15 protein-coding genes and 1 pseudogene are annotated in these 20,579 nt (G+C 60.2%); 8 read left to right on the plus strand and 8 right to left on the minus strand.

Annotated features, from left to right (window positions below; genetic code table 11):
* The first annotated feature begins 73 nt into the window (after positions 1-73).
* The 7 genes from D109_RS0123700 (at position 74) to cobA (ending at position 11,285) form a co-directional block, all read left to right on the plus strand.
* Positions 74-868, plus strand: a complete 795-nt coding sequence (locus D109_RS0123700; RefSeq protein ID WP_017479069.1) for a class II aldolase/adducin family protein — start codon at positions 74-76, stop codon at positions 866-868.
* Between the two features lie 1,074 nt (positions 869-1,942).
* Positions 1,943-3,154: a NarK/NasA family nitrate transporter gene (locus D109_RS0123705; protein WP_003215029.1), complete on the plus strand. Its 1,212-nt coding sequence runs from the start codon at positions 1,943-1,945 to the stop codon at positions 3,152-3,154.
* On the plus strand, positions 3,154-4,824 hold the full coding sequence (locus tag D109_RS0123710) for a bifunctional protein-serine/threonine kinase/phosphatase (RefSeq protein ID WP_017479070.1): 1,671 nt from the start codon (positions 3,154-3,156) through the stop codon (positions 4,822-4,824). Before D109_RS0123705 ends, D109_RS0123710 begins: the two co-directional genes overlap by 1 nt.
* A 232-nt stretch (positions 4,825-5,056) precedes the next feature.
* Positions 5,057-7,510: a nitrite reductase large subunit NirB gene (nirB, locus tag D109_RS0123715; protein WP_017479071.1), complete on the plus strand. Its 2,454-nt coding sequence runs from the start codon at positions 5,057-5,059 to the stop codon at positions 7,508-7,510.
* Positions 7,507-7,824, plus strand: coding sequence for a nitrite reductase small subunit NirD (gene nirD / locus D109_RS0123720; protein ID WP_017479072.1), 318 nt, complete (start codon positions 7,507-7,509; stop codon positions 7,822-7,824). Before nirB ends, nirD begins: the two co-directional genes overlap by 4 nt.
* Positions 7,824-10,532: a nitrate reductase gene (locus D109_RS0123725; protein ID WP_017479073.1), complete on the plus strand. Its 2,709-nt coding sequence runs from the start codon at positions 7,824-7,826 to the stop codon at positions 10,530-10,532. The genes nirD and D109_RS0123725 overlap by 1 nt, the downstream gene beginning before the upstream one ends.
* Positions 10,533-10,541: 9 nt before the next feature.
* Positions 10,542-11,285 carry a uroporphyrinogen-III C-methyltransferase gene (cobA, locus tag D109_RS0123730; RefSeq protein ID WP_017479074.1) on the plus strand — a complete coding sequence of 248 codons (744 nt, stop codon included), beginning with the start codon at positions 10,542-10,544 and terminating at the stop codon, positions 11,283-11,285.
* A gap of 60 nt (positions 11,286-11,345) precedes the next feature.
* Here the strand turns inward: cobA and D109_RS0123735 are convergent, their stop codons facing one another.
* The 8 genes and pseudogenes from D109_RS0123735 to ppsA all read right to left on the minus strand — a co-directional run bounded on the left by D109_RS0123735 (position 11,346) and on the right by ppsA (position 19,480).
* Positions 11,346-12,329, minus strand: coding sequence for an OmpA family protein (locus tag D109_RS0123735; protein ID WP_017479075.1), 984 nt, complete (start codon positions 12,327-12,329; stop codon positions 11,346-11,348).
* 107 nt (positions 12,330-12,436) lie between these two features.
* Positions 12,437-13,026, minus strand: a pseudogene (gene sigX, locus D109_RS01000000132115) (RNA polymerase sigma factor SigX).
* 87 nt (positions 13,027-13,113) lie between these two features.
* The gene (locus D109_RS0123745) at positions 13,114-13,938 is read right to left on the minus strand and encodes a mechanosensitive ion channel domain-containing protein (protein WP_008432650.1); all 825 of its coding nucleotides are present in this window, start codon (positions 13,936-13,938) and stop codon (positions 13,114-13,116) included.
* Positions 13,939-13,940: 2 nt separating this feature from the next.
* Positions 13,941-14,186 carry a hypothetical protein gene (locus D109_RS0123750; RefSeq protein WP_003215011.1) on the minus strand — a complete coding sequence of 82 codons (246 nt, stop codon included), beginning with the start codon at positions 14,184-14,186 and terminating at the stop codon, positions 13,941-13,943.
* Positions 14,187-14,272: 86 nt separating this feature from the next.
* Positions 14,273-15,268, minus strand: a complete 996-nt coding sequence (locus tag D109_RS0123755; RefSeq protein WP_017479076.1) for a zinc transporter ZntB — start codon at positions 15,266-15,268, stop codon at positions 14,273-14,275.
* 25 nt (positions 15,269-15,293) lie between these two features.
* On the minus strand, positions 15,294-15,785 hold the full coding sequence (rraA, locus tag D109_RS0123760) for a ribonuclease E activity regulator RraA (protein WP_017479077.1): 492 nt from the start codon (positions 15,783-15,785) through the stop codon (positions 15,294-15,296).
* 222 nt (positions 15,786-16,007) lie between these two features.
* A complete protein-coding gene (locus tag D109_RS0123765) occupies positions 16,008-16,997 on the minus strand; it encodes an alpha/beta fold hydrolase (protein ID WP_017479078.1) in 990 nt (329 codons plus the stop codon).
* Between the two features lie 107 nt (positions 16,998-17,104).
* Positions 17,105-19,480, minus strand: coding sequence for a phosphoenolpyruvate synthase (gene ppsA, locus D109_RS0123770; RefSeq protein WP_026078182.1), 2,376 nt, complete (start codon positions 19,478-19,480; stop codon positions 17,105-17,107).
* Positions 19,481-19,658: 178 nt separating this feature from the next.
* On the opposite strand from ppsA, the gene D109_RS0123775 reads away from it, so the two are divergent.
* The gene (locus tag D109_RS0123775) at positions 19,659-20,477 is read left to right on the plus strand and encodes a pyruvate, water dikinase regulatory protein (protein ID WP_003215001.1); all 819 of its coding nucleotides are present in this window, start codon (positions 19,659-19,661) and stop codon (positions 20,475-20,477) included.
* The last annotated feature ends 102 nt before the right edge of the window (positions 20,478-20,579 follow it).

Here is a 20,579-nt window from a genome sequence, read left to right on the forward strand (position 1 = left end):
TGTGCTTTTTATTATTTTTGGTCATCCCCTAGGCTTGCCTGGAAGTCCTTAAGGCCATCCAGGAAGTTTTGCCATGAGCAGCGTCACCTCGATCTCCAGTGTCTCGAACAACGTCCGCCAGCGGGTCACCCCGGAAGAGTGGGAGGTGCGCGTCAAGCTGGCGGCGGCCTATCGGTTGGCGGCCTTGTACAAGTGGACCGACCACATCTACACGCACTTCTCCGCCCGGGTGCCGGGGCCTGAGGAGCATTTTCTGATCAATGCCTATGGGCTGTTGTTCGATGAGATCAGCGCTTCGAATCTGGTCAAGGTGGATATCGACGGTACGATTGTCGATGACCCTACGGGCCTGGGGATCAACTATGCGGGCTATGTGATTCACAGTGCTATCCATGGGGCTCGCCACGATTTACAGGCGGTGCTGCATACGCATACACGCGATGGTATTGCGGTGTCGGCGCAGAAGGATGGGTTGTTGCCGATCTCCCAGCATTCCATCGGGTTTTCCGGGCGCGTGGCGTACCACGGGTATGAAGGTGTGGCCCTTGACCTGGATGAGCGTGAGCGGTTGGTGGCGGACCTGGGGGACAAGAGTGTGATGATCTTGCGTAATCATGGGTTGCTGACGGCGGGGGGGAGTGTGGAGCATGCGTTCCAGCAGCTGCAGGGGCTGGAGCGGGCGTGCAATATCCAGATCGCGGCGCAGGCGGGGGGGAATGCCGAGTTGATCTTTCCGCCGGCGGAGGTGGTGGCCAAGGTGGAGAAGCAGGCCGAGGTGTTCAAGAGCGGGGATGGGCCGGGGGTGGCGCGGCATTGGAATGCGTTGATTCGGCAGTTGGAGCGTACGGATACTGATTACAAACTTTGAAGTTGGTCTGCGATCAGGGCAGGGGAGTACATATCCATTTCTTCGGTTACGGCTTCTATTGGTTCCGCCCTTACGGCGGCTCACTTTTGAAAAGCGCAAAAGTAAGCAAAACGCTCTTGCCCCACCACTCGGCTCCTCGCTTAGGCTCGGAGTGCCCTCACTCCGGCTTTGGACCGTGGGCCGCCGCGATGGGCCATCCTTGGCCCAGCGCGGCTAACCCGGCGTCCTGCCGGGTTACCCACGCTCCAAACCTGCGTTCGGCCAGCGTGGTTTAACGGGGCGCCTAAGATCAAGATCAAAAGCAAGAGCACAGCGGCCTACCGGCCGGCTTGAGTGTTTTAGAGCAACAGCACAATCAAAAGCTAAAGCGGGCACGGTCCAAATGTGGGAGCGGGCTTGCTCGCGAAGGTCGTTAACGATGACGTGGGTATCCTGATTCAACGCGGCGCTCTTAGGTTTTCGCGAGCAAGCCCGCTCCCACAGAAAAGCAGATCGGTTTTCGCTCTGGATCTTGCCCCTGCTTTTAACACTCAAGCCGGCCGGTAGGCCGCTGTGCTTTGCTTTTGATTTTGATCTGCGGCCCCGTTAACCACGATGGCCGCAAGAGGCACGGTGGAGCGGGTAAATCGGCAGGGAGCCGATTTAGCCGCGCCGGGCCATGGATGGCCCGTCGCGGCGGCCCGCGGAATCGGGCCGGAGTGCGGGCATGCCGAGCCTAGGCGAGGCACCGAGTGGTGGGGCAAAGACCTTTTGGTTACTTTTGGGGCGTTTGCCAAAAGTGACCCGCTGTAAGAGCGGAACCCTAAGCGGCCGTTACCGCAGCAACGGATATGTACACCACACCACACCACAACGCCCCCACCCCCTGTTGGCCCACCTCTTGCTAAAGAATCCCCACAGGTAGCCAACGGCGGTTGCCCCTCCACGACAAAGACGTCGCACACCCGGTTTGCCCCAGCGAACCCGGTGGCGGCGTTTTTTCGTTTTGGCCCCATAGCCCGGGGCCGGTGGGGCGGCCACAGCCGTTCCATCACCAGGCCTTCTCATAAGACCCCTTTACCGCTGAGGTGCGTGATGAAATCAAGCTTCTGGAAATCCGGCCACACCCCAACCCTGTTTGCCGCATTCCTGTATTTCGACCTGAGTTTCATGGTCTGGTACCTGTTAGGCCCTCTGGCGGTGCAAATCGCCGCCGACCTGCACCTCACCACCCAACAACGCGGCCTGGTGGTCGCCACACCAATCCTCGCCGGCGCAGTGCTGCGCTTCCTGATGGGCATGCTGGCCGACAAGCTCTCGCCCAAGACCGCCGGCCTGATCGGCCAGGTGATTGTCATCGGCGCCTTGTTCGTCGCCTGGAAACTGGGGATTCACAGCTACGAGCAAGCCTTGCTGCTGGGCATGTTCCTCGGCATGGCCGGTGCCTCGTTTGCCGTCGCGCTGCCCCTGGCATCCCAGTGGTACCCCGCCGAGCATCAGGGCAAGGCAATGGGCATCGCCGGCGCCGGCAACTCCGGTACGGTGTTCGCTGCCTTGCTGGCCCCCGTGCTGGCCGCCGCGTTTGGCTGGAGCAATGTGTTCGGCTTTGCGCTGATCCCCCTGATCCTGACCCTGATCGTCTTCGCCTGGCTCGCCCGCAATGCCCCACAACGGCCCAAAGCCAAGTCCATGGCCGATTACTTCAAGGCCCTGGGCGACCGCGACAGTTGGTGGTTCATGTTCTTCTACAGCGTGACCTTCGGCGGCTTTATCGGCCTGGCCAGCGCCCTGCCCGGCTACTTCAACGACCAATACGGCTTGAGCCCGGTCACCGCCGGTTACTACACCGCTGCCTGTGTGTTCGGCGGCAGCCTGATGCGGCCTTTGGGCGGCGCCCTGGCCGACCGTTTTGGCGGGATTCGCACCCTGCTCGGCATGTACGGCGTGGCCGCGATCTGCATCGCGGCGGTGGGGTTCAACCTGCCAAGTTCCTACGCCGCCCTGGCGCTTTTCGTCTGCACCATGCTCGGCTTGGGGGCCGGTAACGGCGCAGTGTTCCAACTGGTACCCCAGCGTTTCCATCGGGAGATCGGTGTCATGACCGGCCTGATCGGCATGGCCGGCGGCATCGGCGGTTTCGCCCTCGCGGCGGGCATGGGTGCGATCAAGCAAAGCACCGGCAGCTATCAGTTGGCACTGTGGTTGTTCGCCAGCCTGGGCGTGCTGGCCTGGTTCGGCCTGTATGGCGTCAAGCGTCGCTGGAGAACCACGTGGGGCTCGGCAGCGGTGACGGCTGCCCGGGTCTGATGAGCCTGCAACTGAGCTTCGCCCAGGCCAGCGCCACCGGCCCTCGGCAGGAAAACCAGGACGCCTTGCGCCTGGTTACGCCGGCCCCGGAGCTGGCCGCCAGCAAAGGCTACCTGTGCGCCATCGCCGACGGCGTCAGCCAATGCGCCGATGGCGGACTGGCCGCGCGCTCGACCTTGCAGGCCCTGGCCCTGGACTACTACGCCACGCCGCAAACCTGGGGCGTGGCCCAGGCGCTGGAACGCTTGCTGGTGGCACAGAATCGCTGGCTGCAAGCCAACGGTGGCGGCCAACCGTTGCTGACCACCCTTAGCGCCCTGGTGTTTCGCGGCCAGCGTTTCACCCTGGCCCATGTGGGTGATTGCCGGGTGTATCGCTGGCTCGATGGCAAGCTGCAACGCCTCAGCGAAGAACACGTGTGGGAGCAACCGGGCATGCAACATGTGCTCAAGCGCGCCATGGGCCTGGATCAACATCTGGTACTGGATTTCCTCGACGGCGAGCTACGGGCAGGTGAGTGTTTTCTCCTGCTCAGCGACGGCGTGTGGGCGACCCTCGATGACAACCGCATCAGCGCAATCCTGCGGGAACAGTCGGACCTGAACCTCGCGGTCAACACCTTGGTCAGCACCGCGCATCTGGCGGGCAGCCAGGACAATGCCAGTGCCCTGCTGGTGCGCGTCGACCAGCTCGGCGCTGCCACCCTGGGTGATGCACTGGTGCAATTGCAGCAATGGCCGCTGCCACCGCCCTTGAAAGTCGGGCAGCGCTTCGAAGGCTGGCAGGTGGAAGCGCTGCTGGGGCAAAGTCGCCAATCCCTGCTCTACCGGGTACGCGATGCCCAGCAACAGGCGTGGCTGCTGAAGACCTTGCCGGTCAGCCACGACGATGACGTATTCGCCGCCCAGGCATTGCTGTCGGAGGAATGGTTCCTGCGTCGGGTGGCCGGCCGTGCGTTTCCTGAAGTCCATCCGGCCAGTGGTCGCCAGCATTTGTACTACGTGATGCGTGAATACGCCGGGCAAACCCTGGCTGAGCTGTTCAAGCACCAGGGCCCATTGCCCTTGGCGCAGTGGCAATCCCTGGCCGAGCGCCTGTTGCGTGCTATCGGGATGCTGCACCGCCGGCAGATCCTGCACCGCGACATCAAGCCGGAAAACCTGCTGCTGGGCGAGGACGGCGAATTGCGCGTGCTGGACTTCGGCCTGGCCTACTGCCCCGGGCTTTCCGAGGATCGCGCACACCTGCTGCCTGGCACGCCGAGCTTTATCGCCCCGGAAGCCTTCAACGGCGAACGCCCTACCCCGCAGCAGGATTTGTATAGCGTCGGGGTGACCTTGTATTACCTGCTCACCGGGCATTATCCCTACGGCGAAATCGAAGCGTTCCAGCGCCCCCGGTTCACCGCGCCTGTCAGCGCCAGCCGTTACCGCCCCGACCTGCCCGACTGGCTGCAACAAAGTCTGGAGCGCGCCGTCGCCGCGCAACCCGAGCAACGTTATGAAACCGCCGAGGAGTGGCTGCTGGTAATGGAACAGGCGGATCGCCGCGAGTTGAGCATTCGGCCAAAACCGCTGCTGGAGCGCGAACCGTTGAAGGTCTGGCAGACGTTGGCCGTGCTGTCGTTGCTGATCAATCTGGTGCTGTTGTACTGGCTGTTGCACCACTAAGAGGCGAAATATCTCGAGACATAGGCGCCAAACCGAACACATCCGGCCAAACCGCCACTTGGCACAACCACTGCATTAGCTTTTCCATCAACACACATATAGCCGCACCTTCAACGTCGAAGGTCGAGCTTCCCGAGAGAACGGGACCAGGACAAAGGCGTCCTCGCTACTTACCTAGCGGGGACGCCTTTTTTTGTTGCGCACGATTTGTCGAGCCACTGCGGAGAACGACATGAAGAAACTCAAACTGGTGATGATCGGCAACGGCATGGCCGGGGTTCGCACCCTTGAAGAATTGCTCAAGCTGAGCAGCGACCTGTACGACATCACCGTCTTCGGCGCCGAGCCCCACACCAATTACAACCGCATCCTGCTCTCGCCGGTGCTGGCGGGTGAGCAGACCTTCGAAGAGATCGTGCTCAACGACTTGAGCTGGTACCTCGATAACAACATCAAGTTGCTGCTCAATCGCAAAGTGGTGCAGATCGACCGGGTCAAACGCAAAGTCATCGCCGAAGACGGCAGCGAGGCCGAGTACGATCGCCTGTTGATCGCCACGGGGTCCACGCCGTTTATCCTGCCGATCCCCGGCAATACGTTGCAGGGTGTGATCGGCTACCGCGACATCGCCGATACCCAGGCCATGATCGACACCGCCAGGACCCACAAGCACGCCGTGGTGATCGGTGGCGGGTTGCTGGGGCTGGAGGCGGCCAACGGCCTGATGCTGCGCGGCATGCACGTGACCGTGGTGCATATCGGCGAGTGGCTGTTGGAGCGGCAACTGGACAAGACCAGCGGCCAGTTGCTGCAAACCGAACTGGAAAGCCGCGGCCTGGTGTTCCGCCTGCAGGAACAGACCCAGGCCTTGCATGATGCCGGCAACGGTCGCGTCGGCTCGGTGCAATTCAAGAATGGCGATGTGATCCCTGCCGACCTGGTGGTGATGGCTGCGGGCATCCGCCCCAACACTGAGCTGGCAGAAAAATCCGGCATCCCGTGCAACCGTGGGATTCTGGTCAACGATACCCTGCAAACCTACGACCCGCGCATCTATGCCATCGGCGAATGCGCCAGCCATCGCGGGATCGCCTATGGCCTGGTGGCACCGCTGTTCGAGCAGGCCAAGGTCTGCGCCAATCACCTCGCCCAGTTGGGTTTTGCGCGTTATCAGGGTTCGGTGACCTCCACCAAATTGAAAGTCACCGGCATCGACCTGTTCTCCGCCGGGGATTTCATGGGCGGCGAAGGCACGGAAACCATCACCCTTTCCGACCCGATTGGCGGCGTCTACAAGAAGCTGGTGATCAAGGACGACATCCTCGTCGGCGCCTGCCTGTACGGCGACACCGCTGACGGCGGTTGGTATTTCCGGCAGATCCGTGAGAACCACGCCATTGGCGAGATCCGTGATCACCTGATGTTCGGCGAAAACGCCATTGGCGATGTAGGTCACCAGGGCCAGGACAAGGCAATGAGCATGGCCGACAGCGCTGAAGTCTGCGGCTGCAACGGCGTGTGCAAGGGCACCATCGTCAAGGCCATTCAGGAACACGGGCTGTTCAGCGTCGACGACGTGAAGAAGCACACCAAGGCCGCCAGCTCCTGCGGCTCCTGCGCCGGGCTGGTGGAACAGATCCTGATCAACACCGTAGGCGGCGCGGCCGACGTCAAACCGAAAAGCGAAAAAGCCATCTGCGGCTGCAGCGACCTCAACCACGGGCAAATCCGCCAGGCCATCCGCGACCAGCACCTGCTGACCATCGCCAGCACCATGAGCTACCTGAATTGGCGCACCCCGAACGGCTGCGCCACCTGCCGCCCGGCACTCAACTATTACCTGATTTCCACTTGGCCCGGCGAGGCGAAAGACGACCCGCAATCGCGCCTGATCAACGAGCGGGCCCACGCCAATATTCAGAAAGATGGCACCTACTCGGTAGTCCCGAGGATGTGGGGCGGTGTGACCAATCCGTCAGAACTGCGGCGCATCGCTGATGTGGCCGACAAGTACAACGTGCCGATGGTCAAGGTCACCGGCGGGCAGCGCATCGATTTGCTGGGCATCAAGAAACAGGACTTGCCTGGCGTATGGAAGGATCTCGACATGCCGTCCGGCCATGCCTACGGTAAATCCATCCGCACCGTGAAGACCTGCGTCGGCAGCGAGTTCTGCCGCTTTGGTACGCAGAATTCCACACAGCTGGGGATCGAGCTGGAGCATGACCTGTTCAATATGTGGTCGCCCCACAAGGTAAAACTGGCAGTGTCCGGCTGCCCGCGCAACTGCTCCGAAGCGGGAATCAAGGACGTGGGAATTATCGGCGTCGACTCCGGCTGGGAGATGTACATCGGCGGTAACGGCGGGATCAAGACCGAGGTGGCCGAGTTCTTCGTGAAGCTGAAAACCGCCGAAGAAGTGCGCGAATACAACGGCGCTTTCCTACAGCTCTACCGGGAAGAAGCCTTCTACCTGGAGCGTACCGTGCACTACCTGCAACGGGTGGGCATGGAGCACATCAAGAAGGCCGTACTGGAAGACCCGGCGCGGCGGCAGGCGCTCAACGAACGCCTGCAATTCTCCCTGTCGTTCGAACAGGACCCGTGGAAAGAACGCCTGGAACAGCCACTGCTGAAAAAGGAATTCGACACCATCCCCGTCAAACTGCTGGAGGTGCCGGCATGAACTGGCTGGATATCTGCGCCCTCGAAGAAATCAACGCCCTGGGTTCGCGCATCATCACCGGGCCCAAAGGCGACATCGCGATTTTTCGTACCAGTGACGACGAAGTGTTCGCCCTCGACGACCGCTGCCCCCACAAGGGCGGCCCACTGTCCCAGGGTTTGATCTACGGCAAGCGCGTCGCCTGCCCGCTGCATAACTGGCAGATCGACCTGGAATCCGGTGAAGCCCAGGCACCAGACGTCGGCTGCGCCCACCACCACGCGGTCCGCGTGGAAAACGGCCGGGTGATGTTGGCGCTGCGGGACGCCGGTTGATGAACCGCCAGACCACCGCGTCCACCTGCTGCTACTGCGGAGTCGGTTGCGGCGTGCTGATCGAGCATGATGGCTCGCAGATCCTCGGCGTCAGTGGCGATCCGACCCATCCGGCCAACTTCGGCAAGCTGTGCAGCAAGGGTGCAAGCCTGCACCTCACCGGGGACCTTACGGCCCGTGCGTTGTACCCGGAACTGCGACTGGGCAAAGGCCTGGCCCGTACCCGCACGGACTGGGACACCGCCCTTGAACACGCGGCCAATGTGTTCGCCGAAACCATCGCCGAACACGGGCCGGACAGCGTGGCGTTCTATATCTCCGGGCAATTGCTGACCGAGGATTACTACAGCTTCAACAAGCTGGCGCGGGCGCTGGTGGGCACCAACAACATCGACAGCAACTCGCGGCTATGCATGTCGTCAGCAGTGGTTGGCTACAAGCGCAGCCTGGGGGCCGATGCGCCACCCTGCAGTTATGAGGACCTGGAGTCGAGCGACTGCGTGATGATCGTCGGCAGTAACATGGCCTACGCACATCCGGTGTTGTTCCGACGCCTGGAGGAAGCCAAGGCCCGTCGGCCACAGATGAAGGTGATGGTGATTGACCCCCGGCGCACCGATACCTGCGACTTGGCTGACCTGCATTTGGCGATTCTGCCGGGTACGGATGTCGCGCTGTTCCATGGGATCTTGCACCTGTTGTTGTGGGAGGACTGGATCGATCGCGACTTTATCCAGGCCCATACCGACGGCCTGGTGGAGCTCAAACGCCTGGTGCACGACTACACACCGCAAATGGTGACGCAGCTGTGCGGGATCAGTGTCGAGCAACTGCGCCAGTGCGCGGAGTGGGTCGGCACCTCGACGAGCTTCCTGTCGTTGTGGTGTATGGGGCTGAATCAGTCCACCGCAGGCAGCGCAAAGAACAGTGCGCTGATTAACCTGCATTTGGCGACCGGCACCATCGGCCGTCCCGGCTGTGGACCTTTCTCCCTGACGGGTCAGCCGAATGCCATGGGCGGTCGGGAAACCGGCAGTTTGTCGAATTTGCTGCCGGGCCATCGTGAGGCAGCCAACCCTGAACATCGGGCAGAAGTGGCCGCGTATTGGGGTGTTGACCAACTGCCGGCCAACACCGGACTGACCGCTATCGAATTGTTTGAGCAAATACAGGCCGGCAAGATCAAGGCCCTGTGGATCGCCTGCACCAATCCCGCCCAATCCCTGCCCGACCAGAACACTGTGCGCCAGGCCCTGGAGGCGTGTCCGTTCGTGGTGCTACAGGAAGCCTTTCGTACAACCGAGACAGCGCGTTTCGCCGACCTGTTGTTGCCCGCAGCGAGCTGGGGCGAAAAAGAAGGCACGGTCACCAACTCTGAACGGCGCATTTCCCACGTCCGGCAGGCCATCGTCCCACCAGGAGAGGCGCGGCCGGACTGGGCAATCACCGTGGATTTTGCCCAGCGCCTGGAGCGCCGTCTTTGTCCCGGAAAACCGGGTCTTTTTGCCTTTGAGCAACCGGCGCAGATCTTTGATGAATACAAACTGCTGACCCGTGGGCGTGACTTGGACCTGTCGGGTATCAGTCATGCCCTGCTGGACCGGATGGGCCCGCAGCAATGGCCATTCCCGGCGGATGCGGTGAGCGGAACACCACGGCTGTACACCGACGGAATTTTCCCTACGGAGACGGGCCGGGCGCACTTTGTCGCCGACCCTTATCGCGCCGCCAAGGAGCAGCGTGACGCGCGCTTCCCTCTGACCCTGATCACCGGACGCCTGCGGGACCAATGGCATGGCATGAGCCGCACCGGCACCGCTGCGCAGTTGTTCGGGCATGCCAGTGAAGCGTTGCTCAGCCTGCACCCGGACGAGCTGCGCCGGCATCGCTTGAAGGAAGGCGACCTGATCAGCCTGAAAAGTCGGCGCGGCAGCGTGATTGTCGCCGTCGGCAGTGATGACAGCGTGCGTCCCGGCCAGGCGTTCCTGCCGATGCACTGGGGCGACCGCTTTCTCAAAGGCGGCGTGAATGCACTTACCCAGCCGGCGTTCGATCCGCTGTCCAAGCAGCCGGAACTCAAACATAGCGGTGTACGCCTGGAGGCGGTGCAACTGCCCTGGCACTTGTTTGCGCTGATCGAAGGCGATGTGCAGCAACACTTTGAAGCGTTGCGACCGCTGTGTGAGGGTTTTGCCTACGTCAGCCTGAGCCTGACCGGGCGCGAGCGGCCTGCCCTGCTGATTCGTGGGGCACATCACGAGGCGCCGGCACTTGAGCTGCTCAAGCAGATCGACCAACTGCTGGGCCTCAACGACGGCCCGGTCATGGCTTACGACGACCCGCGGCGCTCCATTGGCAAGCGGGTAAAAATTGAAAAGGGCCGTATCACCGCGCTCCGCCTGGCCGGCGAAACTCTGGCTCGTCACTGGTTGCAAAACCTGTGGCTGGAAGGCCGCACCGATGACACGTTACGACGTTGGCTGCTGGCGCCATTGAGTGCGCCACCGGGGGGTGGTTCCACCAGCAACAAGACGTTGTGCAACTGCAAGAACGTCAGCGAAAACGCGGTCTGCGCCGGCATTGCCCGGGGCCTGGACCTGAATGGGCTGAAGCAGGAACTGGGTTGCGGCACGCAATGCGGCTCCTGTGTGCCGGAAATCAAACGGCTATTGGCGAGCGGCACGCAGCCAATCGCGATCACAGTGTGAGGGAAGCATATGAGCGCAAAAGTCTGGCTGGTGGGCGCAGGTCCCGGCGATCCGGAGCTGCTGACACTCAAGGCAGTGAGAGCCCTGCGGGAAGCCGATGTGGTGCTGATCGATGACCTGGTCAACCCGGCGCTACTGGAGCATTGCCCCACTGCACGGCTGATCACCGTGGGTAAGCGCGGCGGCTGTCGTTCCACGCCGCAGGCGTTTATCCATCGCCTGATGTTGCGCTATGCCCGACAAGGCAAATGCGTGGTGCGACTCAAGGGCGGCGATCCTTGCATTTTCGGTCGCGGCGGCGAAGAAGCGGCGTGGCTCAGGCAGCAAGGGGTGGAAGTGGAGTTGGTCAACGGCATTACTGCGGGGCTGGCCGGGGCGACGAACTGTGATATCCCACTGACGTTGCGGGGTGTCAGCCGAGGCGTCACGCTGGTTACGGCCCACACTCAGGACGACAGCAGCCTCAATTGGCGGGCACTGGCCGAGGGCGGCACAACGCTGGTGATCTATATGGGCGTGGCGAAGCTGGGGGAGATTCGCCAGCAGTTGCTGGAAGGTGGCATGAGCGATGACATGCCGGTGGCGATGATTGAAAACGCCTCGTTGCCACATCAGCGTGAGTGCCGCAGCAGTCTTTCCCGGATGCAGGAAGATGCGCACGAATTTGCGCTCAAGAGCCCGGCAATCCTGGTGATTGGCCGGGTTGCCCAGGCGACACAAGCGGTTGAGGCCCTGGCCAGCGCCACCGCCTGAGGTAAATTGCAGGCGAAAAAAAGCCCGGCCTAAGCCGGGCTTTTTTCTACAACTCAGTAATTACTGAGCTGCTTGTGCTTCTACCGAGGCTTCTACGCGACGGTTGATAGCACGGCCAGCTTCAGTTGCGTTGTCAGCAACTGGGCGGGATTTGCCATAACCAACCGAGCTTACACGGTTAGGAGCAATACCGTCTTTGACCAGGACTTGCTTAACAGCGTCAGCACGACGCTGGGACAGCTTCTGGTTGTAAGCGTCAGGACCGACGGAGTCAGTGTGACCTTCAACAACGGTGGTGGTTTGTGGGTACTGTTTCATGAAGTCAGCGAGGTTTTTCACGTCGCCGTAGCTGTTAGGCTTAACAACCGACTTGTCGAAGTCGAACTTCACGTCCAGCTCAACACGAACAACCTGAGCAACCGGAGCTTCTGGCTCTGGAGTTGGCTCTGGAGCTGGTGCTGGGGTAGGAGCTGGAGCAGTTTTACCAGCGTTGCCGCCGAAGTTTACGCCCAGGCCAACCAGTGCGGAGTAGTCCCACTTGCCGTTGTCCAGTGCGTAGTCAGCTTCAACACCTGCACGTGCGAACAGGTTGTCGGTGAAGTAGTACTTCACACCAGCGCCAGCGATAGCCAGAGTCGACTGATCGCGACCGCTGTGACCATCAGCCTGTACGTTGGTACGGCTCTGGTGGCCGAAACCGCCCTCTACGTATGGACGCAGGGAGTCAACACCAGCTTGACCGAAGTGGTACTGGGCAGTAACGCTGCCGGTATCACCTTTGATCTTCTGGTTGCCAGTACCGTCGTTCGAACGGGTGTGGTTGGTGGTGTCGTAGTTCAGGTTGATCGACACGTCGTCGGTCAGGAAGTAACCGATGCTTGCGCCAGGATTGTAGCCGTCTTCGATATGCTTGACGCTATCGTTGAACTGCTTTTTGTAGAACAGCTGGCCTTCAACTGCGCCTTGACCTTGTGCCAGAGCGCCGAAGGAAGTAGCAGCAATAAGAGTACCAATGGCCAAGCCCAAGGTGTTTTTCAGTTTCATCCGTTAAATCCCCATCTGGTGATTGTAAAGCAGTCCCACATACCGGGGGACAACTCGGCGACAAGTCTAACAGAACTTGCCTACACGTAAGAGATATTTGCCACGCACTAAGTTTCAGTACTGCCCGCAAATTTCTCACGTAATTTATCAAGAGCGCGTTTGTAACGCATTTTTGTAGCACTCAAACCCATATGCATGATGTCAGCGATTTCCTGAAACTCCAGCTCTGCGACAAATCGTAGCACCAGAATTTCCCGGTCAATCGGATTCACATGCACCAACCAGCGATCGAGTCCGCCCTTTTCTTCCGAGGTTGGCGTCTTCTCTTCAGACGCTTCCTCAAGGGGGTCCAGACTCAAAGCGTCCATCAAGCGACGCTTTCGCCGTTCCTTCCGATACTGGTGATGCACTCGTTGTACGTGATGCTGTAGAGCCATGTCTTGAACTTCGATTTGCCCTCGAAGTTCTTCAGGCCGTATAGCACCTTGAGCATCACTTCCTGACAGACATCATCCGCATCTCTATCGTTCCCTAAATACCTTGAACAAACGTTGAACAGAGTGCGTTGATACCTGCGCATCAATTCTTCATACGCGCGTGTTACGTGAAACAGCTCCGTGTGCGAGCGCGCGACCAACTCCTCATCAGAGAGCTCACGGGGGTCATAGCGCGTGGACAGCGTTTGGGCTTTATTCAAAACAAATCGTGCCGACAGTCAGGTCAATGTCCGCCACAGCCTGGATACCCAGGTTCGCGGCGGCGTACATTAGCAGGATTCGCCGGGTTAGCGGCTAGTCACATGCTGTTCCAGCAAGATCCGGTTTGAAAGCGACACCAGTTCGCCGTCATCCGTCAGCACTGTCGTCTTGACCGTGCCGATCTCCTCGATCTGCCCTTCGACCTCGCCCACACGCACTTGTTGCCCAACCTGATATAGCTCACGCACATAGATTCCCGCAAGAATCTGCCCGGCAATTTCCCGGCTTCCCAACCCCATGGCCAGCGCAACGGCCAGACCAACGGTAATCAAAACAATCACAATCACGTGGTTCAGCAGGTCAGTTTTGACCTCCAACTGGCTGATCGCGACCGAAATACTGATGATAATCACCAGGCCCTGGGCAATTCGACCCAAACCACTGGCGTAATCCAGCCCTACGCCTTCAGCCGCACCGCGCACCAGGCCGTTGGCCAGTTGTGCCAGCAAAACCCCTACCAGCAACACCAGCGCGCCACCGAATACCTTCGGCAAATACAGCGCCAGCATGTCGAGCGTAGCTGAAACTCGCTCAAGTCCAAGGGATTCAGCCGCTGAAACCAGAAAAATCAGCAAAACAAACCAATAAACGATCTTGCCGATCAATGTCGAGATCGGTACCTGCAACCCGGCACGCCCCAGAATCTTGGTCAGGCCGGTCCCCCCCATCAATCGATCAAGGCCAAGTTTAGCCAGCAATTTGGAGAGCAGGGTGTCGAGCAGCTTGGCCACGACGAAACCCAGCAGCACCACCACCAGTGCACCAAACAGGTTGGGAATGAAATTCGCCACCTTGGTCCACAACGCAGTCATTGCAGTTACCAGACTCTGAGTCCAGAGATCGAGTTCCATATTCATTCAGCCTTATCAGCAGTGCGAGCAAGAGGTTTACGACGGGAAACCGGTGAAACATGGGCCGAACCATTGTTCAAGGCCATCATCAACGCCGGCAACCAGCGACCAAGCAGACCGAACAGGTCCCCCGCCCCGACCTGGCGGTTGGCGGTTTTCAAAACGCGACCCAGGCAAGCATCGTCGTCCCGGTTGGACGGCGAGGCATTCAGCATGTCACGTAAAGACTGTTCGAACGGATCGTGCATAAAAGACCTCTCGCAAGTGATTTAAAAGACGAGGGTAAAATTCTTCGGGTCACATGACCTCTTTCCATGTTCAGGTCACATTCAGCTCAAACCCAACGTAACCGTCGAAACAACCACCACTGCCCAAGCGCCACCGAGACCATCATCAGGCAGGCAATCAGGAATCCGTAAGGGTTGGAAGCGAACGGAATCCCCCCCACATTGATCCCCAGCAAACCGGTGAGAAAACTCATCGGCAGGAAGATCCCGGTGATGATTCCGAAACGGTACATGGTGCGGTTCATGCGCAGGCTCAAACGCCGGTCTTCGGTCTCAAGCACAAGCCCCACGCGCTCCCGAGCCAATTCCAGCTCTTCCAGGTAACGGGTCAGGCTGTTGTTCAATTCGTTCCAGTAGTCAGCATCGTCGTCACAGAACCAGGGCAACTTGATCCGGGTCAACTGCGCGAAAATATCCCGCTGCGGCGACAGGAAACGTTTCAGCCCGGCGGCGCGCCGACGGATCTGCAAAACGCTGCCATGCTCCGGGGTATACCGTTCGTCGGCATCCAGTTTTTCTTCTTCGATATCGACGATTTCGGACAAGTCGCTGACCAGATCCTGAACCTTGTTGGTCAGGTACTGCGCCATATAAAGGACCAGTTCCGAGGACGTCTTCGGTCCCTTACCGTCCGCCAGTTGCACCAGCAACTCGTCGGTGGCGCGCAACGGGCGCAAACGCAGGGAAATCACCCGCGCCGCCGAGGCAAAGATCCGCACCGAGACCATGTCTTCCGGTTCGGCACCGGGATTGAGGTTCACCCCGCGTAAAAACAGCAGCAGCTCAGCGTCCGGCAGTGGCAACAGGCGCGGGCGGGTGTTCTCCTCCAGCAGCAGGTCACAGGCGAACTCGCTCAAGCCACTGGATTTGCGCAACCAGGTCTGGGTCTGCGGGTGACTACGGTCCCAATGCAGCCACAGGCTTTCCTGAGGCTGCAGTTGCAGCTCATCAAGCTCTGTCCGGGCAATCGAACGCGCACCACCTTTACCGTCCAGCACCAGGGCATGCACCAGCCCCCACTGCGCGTTTTCTTCCTCGAACATCCTCACCCCTGTCGGCTACTGCTATTTATTCAGGCATTTTCAGCGGGCTGGGGGAGACGATCACGCCGTTATTGTCGGCATACACGTACTCGCCCGGGCGGAAGGTCACGCCGGCGAAGGTCACCGCCACGTTCAAATCGCCGATACCGCGCTTGTCAGTCTTCATCGGATGGCTGGCCAGGGCCTGCACGCCCAGGTCGGTTTGGGCGATCACGTCGACATCACGGATGCAGCCGTAGATCACCAGCCCTTCCCAGCCGTTTTTCGCGGCTTTCTCGGCGATCATGTCGCCCAGCAACGCGCGGCGCAGGGAACCACCGCCATCGACCACCAGCACCTTGCCGGTGCCGTCGAGTTCGGCTTGCTCCTTGACCAGGGAATTGTCTTCAAAGCACTTGATGGTCACGATCTCGCCACCAAAGGAGTCTCGGCCGCCGAAATTGCTGAACATCGGCTCAACCACCTGCACCAGCTCCGGGTAGGCATCGCACAGGTCGGGGGTAAGGTAATGGTTCATCGAGAAACTCCTGTAGGTGAAAGAAGGTGTCAAACATCCCACTGTTTACTTACATCTGGAAACGCTTTGCCGTGAAGGTTCTTTAATCCGGGTCGAATAGTCGGGCCCATCGGACAGCAACGCAAGACCCACTGCGCGACTGAATATGACCAGAACCATCCAGCGCGTCATATCTTAGCCGCTACGGCAAACAAGCGAAACGCCCCTGATAGAGCCTTGCGCTCAAACTGCTGCGAGTTCCTGAGACTGCGCCTCCATCAAAGGTGTGAGCGGATCTTTCAACCAACGCCTCACTAACGGCCACACCTCAGCCTGGGCGGCCTTGCTGACAAGCATCTCGACATGCCCGAAATCCCCGCTGAACCCTTGCTGGCGCCCCAGGCACAAGTACTGGCGATGCTCGGAGCCAATCTGTTCGAAGAGCTTGCGACAGGCCCAGTCCGGGTCCTGGTGATCGCCGGCAGCGCTCACCGCCAATAGCGGCACGTCGACGTCTGCCAGGCCTTTCCACCAGTCCTGCTTCCCTTCGCCAAAACGGCCGAACAGACCATTCCAGCGCATGGCTTCAATCAGAACCCCCGCCGGCTCGTCCTCTGGGCCGCGTTTCAACCGGGAACCAGACAACTCGCCAAAACGTTTCAAGAGCAGGCGACCGGTCCATTCCACTGGTGGCAGTTTCAACGGCCAATGGGTGCGGCTGACCTGGCAGCCAAACAGCGCCACCGAGGCCACCGCCGGCGCGCCCAGATGCTGTCCACCCAGGGCGGCAGCCAAGGTCGTGCCACCCAGGGAATGCCCGATCCAGTGGGGAATCTGCCCGCTTTGCTCACGCACAAACGCCGCAATGGCCGGCAAATCGTAGCGCGCATAGTCGGCGACGCGATTTTTGGCATAGGCCTGATTACGCCGGGACAACCCATGGCCGCGCATTTCCGGGATCCAGACGTCGAACCCCTCGCGCGCCAGGTAGGCACCCAGGCCAATGCCCTTGGGCGAATACCAGAAGCGTCGGTTGGAGAAACTGCCGTGCAACAAAACCACCGGCACGCCCCGGTTTTCCGGGACATCAGCCAGGCCCAGGCGGGTCACGGCCAGCTCGACGGTGCCGTCGGGGCTGTTGCCGGGTTTGAGCCGATACACGTCTTCACTCAGGTCGCCACGACGCTCAGCGCTGATCAAGGCGACGGGAAACAGGTTGCTGCTGCTTTGCATAATGCTCTTGCACAAAAAAGGGCGGCGTCCGGAAGGAGTTCCGCCCTGTACAGAATGAGAAATGCCGGCCAACCGCAAGGTTGACCGGCACTTTGGGGTGCTGCGTTTTACGCCGGCGCTTGACCTTCAGCCAGGAAGAACCAGGTTTCCAGTACGGAATCAGGGTTCAGCGAGACGCTTTCGATGCCCTGTTCCATCAGCCATTTGGCCAGGTCCGGGTGATCGGAAGGGCCTTGGCCGCAGATCCCGATGTACTTGCCAGCCTTGTTGCACGCCTGGATGGCGTTGGCCAGCAGCTTCTTGACCGCAGGGTTACGCTCGTCAAACAGGTGGGCAATGATCCCCGAGTCGCGGTCCAGGCCCAGGGTCAGCTGGGTCAGGTCGTTGGAGCCGATGGAGAAGCCGTCGAAGAACTCCAGGAACTCTTCGGCCAGGATGGCGTTGGACGGCAGCTCGCACATCATGATGACGCGCAGGCCGTTCTCGCCACGGGACAGGCCGTTTTCTGCCAGGAGGTCCACCACCTGGCTCGCCTCACCCAGGGTGCGCACGAATGGCACCATGATTTCGACGTTGGTCAGGCCCATCTCGTTGCGCACGCGCTTGAGGGCGCGGCATTCCAACTCGAAGCAGTCGCGGAACGCTTCGCTGATGTAACGCGAGGCGCCACGGAAGCCCAGCATCGGGTTTTCTTCTTCCGGCTCGTAGAGCTTGCCGCCGATCAGGTTGGCGTATTCGTTGGACTTGAAGTCCGACAGCCGCACAATGACTTTTTTCGGGTAGAACGCCGCTGCCAGGGTACTGATGCCTTCCACCAGCTTCTCGACATAGAAACCCACCGGGTCGTTGTAGCCGGCGATGCGCTTGTCGACGCTTTCCTTGATGTCCGGCGGCAAGCCGTCGTAGTTCAACAACGCCTTGGGGTGCACGCCGATCATGCGGTTGATGATGAACTCGAGGCGGGCCAGGCCCACACCGGCGTTCGGCAACTGCGCGAAGTCGAAGGCGCGGTCCGGGTTGCCGACGTTCATCATGATCTTGAACGGCAGGTCCGGCATGGCGTCGATGGAGTTTTGCTTGATGTCGAAGCCCAGCTCACCTTCGAAGATAAAGCCGGTGTCGCCTTCCGCGCAGGATACGGTCACGCCCTGGCCGTCTTTCAACAGTTGGGTCGCGTTGCCGCAGCCCACCACTGCCGGAATCCCCAGTTCACGGGCGATGATCGCCGCGTGGCAGGTGCGCCCGCCACGGTTGGTGACGATGGCGCTGGCGCGTTTCATCACCGGTTCCCAGTCCGGGTCGGTCATGTCGGAGACCAGTACGTCGCCAGGCTGGACCTTGTCCATCTCGGACACGTCCTTGATGATCCGCACCTTGCCGGCGCCGATGCGCTGGCCGATGGCACGGCCTTCCACCAGCACGGTGCCGGTTTCTTTCAACAGGTAGCGTTCCATGACGTTGGCCGAAGTGCGGCTCTTCACGGTTTCAGGACGGGCCTGAACGATGTACAGCTTGCCGTCGTCGCCGTCTTTGGCCCATTCGATGTCCATCGGGCACTTGTAGTGCTTCTCGATGATCATCGCCTGCTTGGCCAATTCGCTGACTTCGGCGTCGGTCAGGCAGAAACGCGCGCGTTCGGCCTTGTCGACATCAACGGTTTTCACCGAGCGACCGGCCTTGGCCTCGTCGCCGTAGATCATCTTGATCGCCTTGCTGCCCAGGTTGCGGCGCAGGATGGCCGGGCGGCCGGCTTCAAGGGTGTGTTTGTGGACGTAGAATTCGTCCGGGTTCACCGCGCCTTGTACGACGGTCTCGCCGAGGCCGTAGGCGCCGGTGATGAATACCACGTCGCGGAAGCCCGACTCAGTGTCCAGGGTGAACATCACGCCGGCGGTACCGGTTTCCGAACGCACCATGCGCTGCACACCAGCAGACAGGGCCACCAGCTTGTGGTCGAAACCCTGGTGTACGCGGTAGGAAATGGCGCGATCGTTAAAGAGGGAGGCGAACACCTCCTTGGCCGCGCGGATCACGTTTTCCACACCGCGGATGTTCAGGAAGGTTTCCTGCTGGCCGGCAAAGGAGGCGTCTGGCAGGTCTTCGGCGGTGGCCGAGGAGCGCACGGCGACGGCCATGTCCGGGTTACCGGCCGACAGCGTGGCAAACGCGGTGCGAATCTCGGCGTTGAGCTTCTCGGGGAACTCGGCTTCCATGATCCATTGACGGATCTGGGCGCCGGTCTTGGCCAGGGCGTTGACATCATCGACGTCCAACGCATCGAGGGCGGCGTGGATCTGATCGTTGAGGCCGCTCAACTCGAGGAAATCACGGTAAGCCTGGGCGGTGGTGGCAAAACCACCTGGCACCGATACACCGGCGCCCGCAAGATTACTGATCATCTCGCCCAGGGATGCGTTCTTGCCCCCTACGTGCTCTACATCATGGACGCCGAGCTTATCGAGGGAAACTACGTACTCTACCAAGGTGATCTCTCCACTTTCTGTGTTGGAAAAGCTCAGGACGCCGGCGGCTCAGTAGGAGCAGTTACCGGCGTTTGTGGCCTGGACCTGGAAAATAAGTGAGAATGCGGCCCACTGCGGGACGGCAAAATCGCGCCTATCATATCCAAGATTCGTCATCAGCTTAAGGCCCAAGGCTCAAATGAAACGATCTGCTTTCTTTATCTCCGACGGCACCGGCATTACAGCCGAAACCCTGGGTCAAAGCCTGCTGGCGCAGTTCGAAAACATTACCTTCAGCAAATTCACGCGACCCTATATCGATAGCGTGGATAAAGCGCGGGCCATGGTACAACAAATCAATCTGGCCGCCGAAAAAGACGGATTTCGTCCGATCATTTTCGACACCATCGTCAATCAGGACATTCGTGAGATCCTTGCCACCTCCAATGGTTTCATGATCGACATCTTCTCTACCTTCCTGGCGCCGCTGGAACAAGAGTTAAGTGAACATTCGTCATACTCCGTCGGAAAATCTCACTCCATCGGCCACAACTCCAACTATATGGAGCGGATCGAGGCGGTGAACTTTGCCCTCGACAACGACGACGGCGCCCGCACCCACTACTACGACAAGGCTGATTTGATCCTGGTGGGCGTGTCCCGCTGCGGCAAGACGCCGACCTGCCTTTATATGGCCATGCAATTCGGGATTCGCGCGGCCAACTACCCGCTGACCGAAGACGACATGGAGCACCTGACGCTGCCAAGCGCCCTGCGCGCGCACCAGCACAAGCTGTTCGGGCTGACCATTGACCCGGACCGGCTGACGGCGATCCGCAATGAGCGCAAGCCCAACAGCCGTTACTCCAGCTATGCGCAGTGCGAATTTGAAGTGCGGGAAGTGGAAAACCTGTTCCGCCGGGAGAATATTGCGCACATCAATTCCACGCATTTTTCGGTGGAAGAGATTTCGGCGAAGATTCTGGTGGAGAAAGGGGTGGAGCGGCGGTTTAAATAACTCCGCTTTCTGGCCAAGGTGCTTGTGTGACGAGGGAGCTTCTGTGGCGAGGGAGCTTGCTCCCGCTCGACTGCGCAGCAGTCGCAAACCAGACGACTGGTA

Origin of the sequence: Pseudomonas sp. PAMC 26793, assembly GCF_000313235.1 — a bacterium.
GTDB classification, from domain to species: Bacteria; Pseudomonadota; Gammaproteobacteria; order Pseudomonadales; family Pseudomonadaceae; genus Aquipseudomonas; species Aquipseudomonas yamanorum.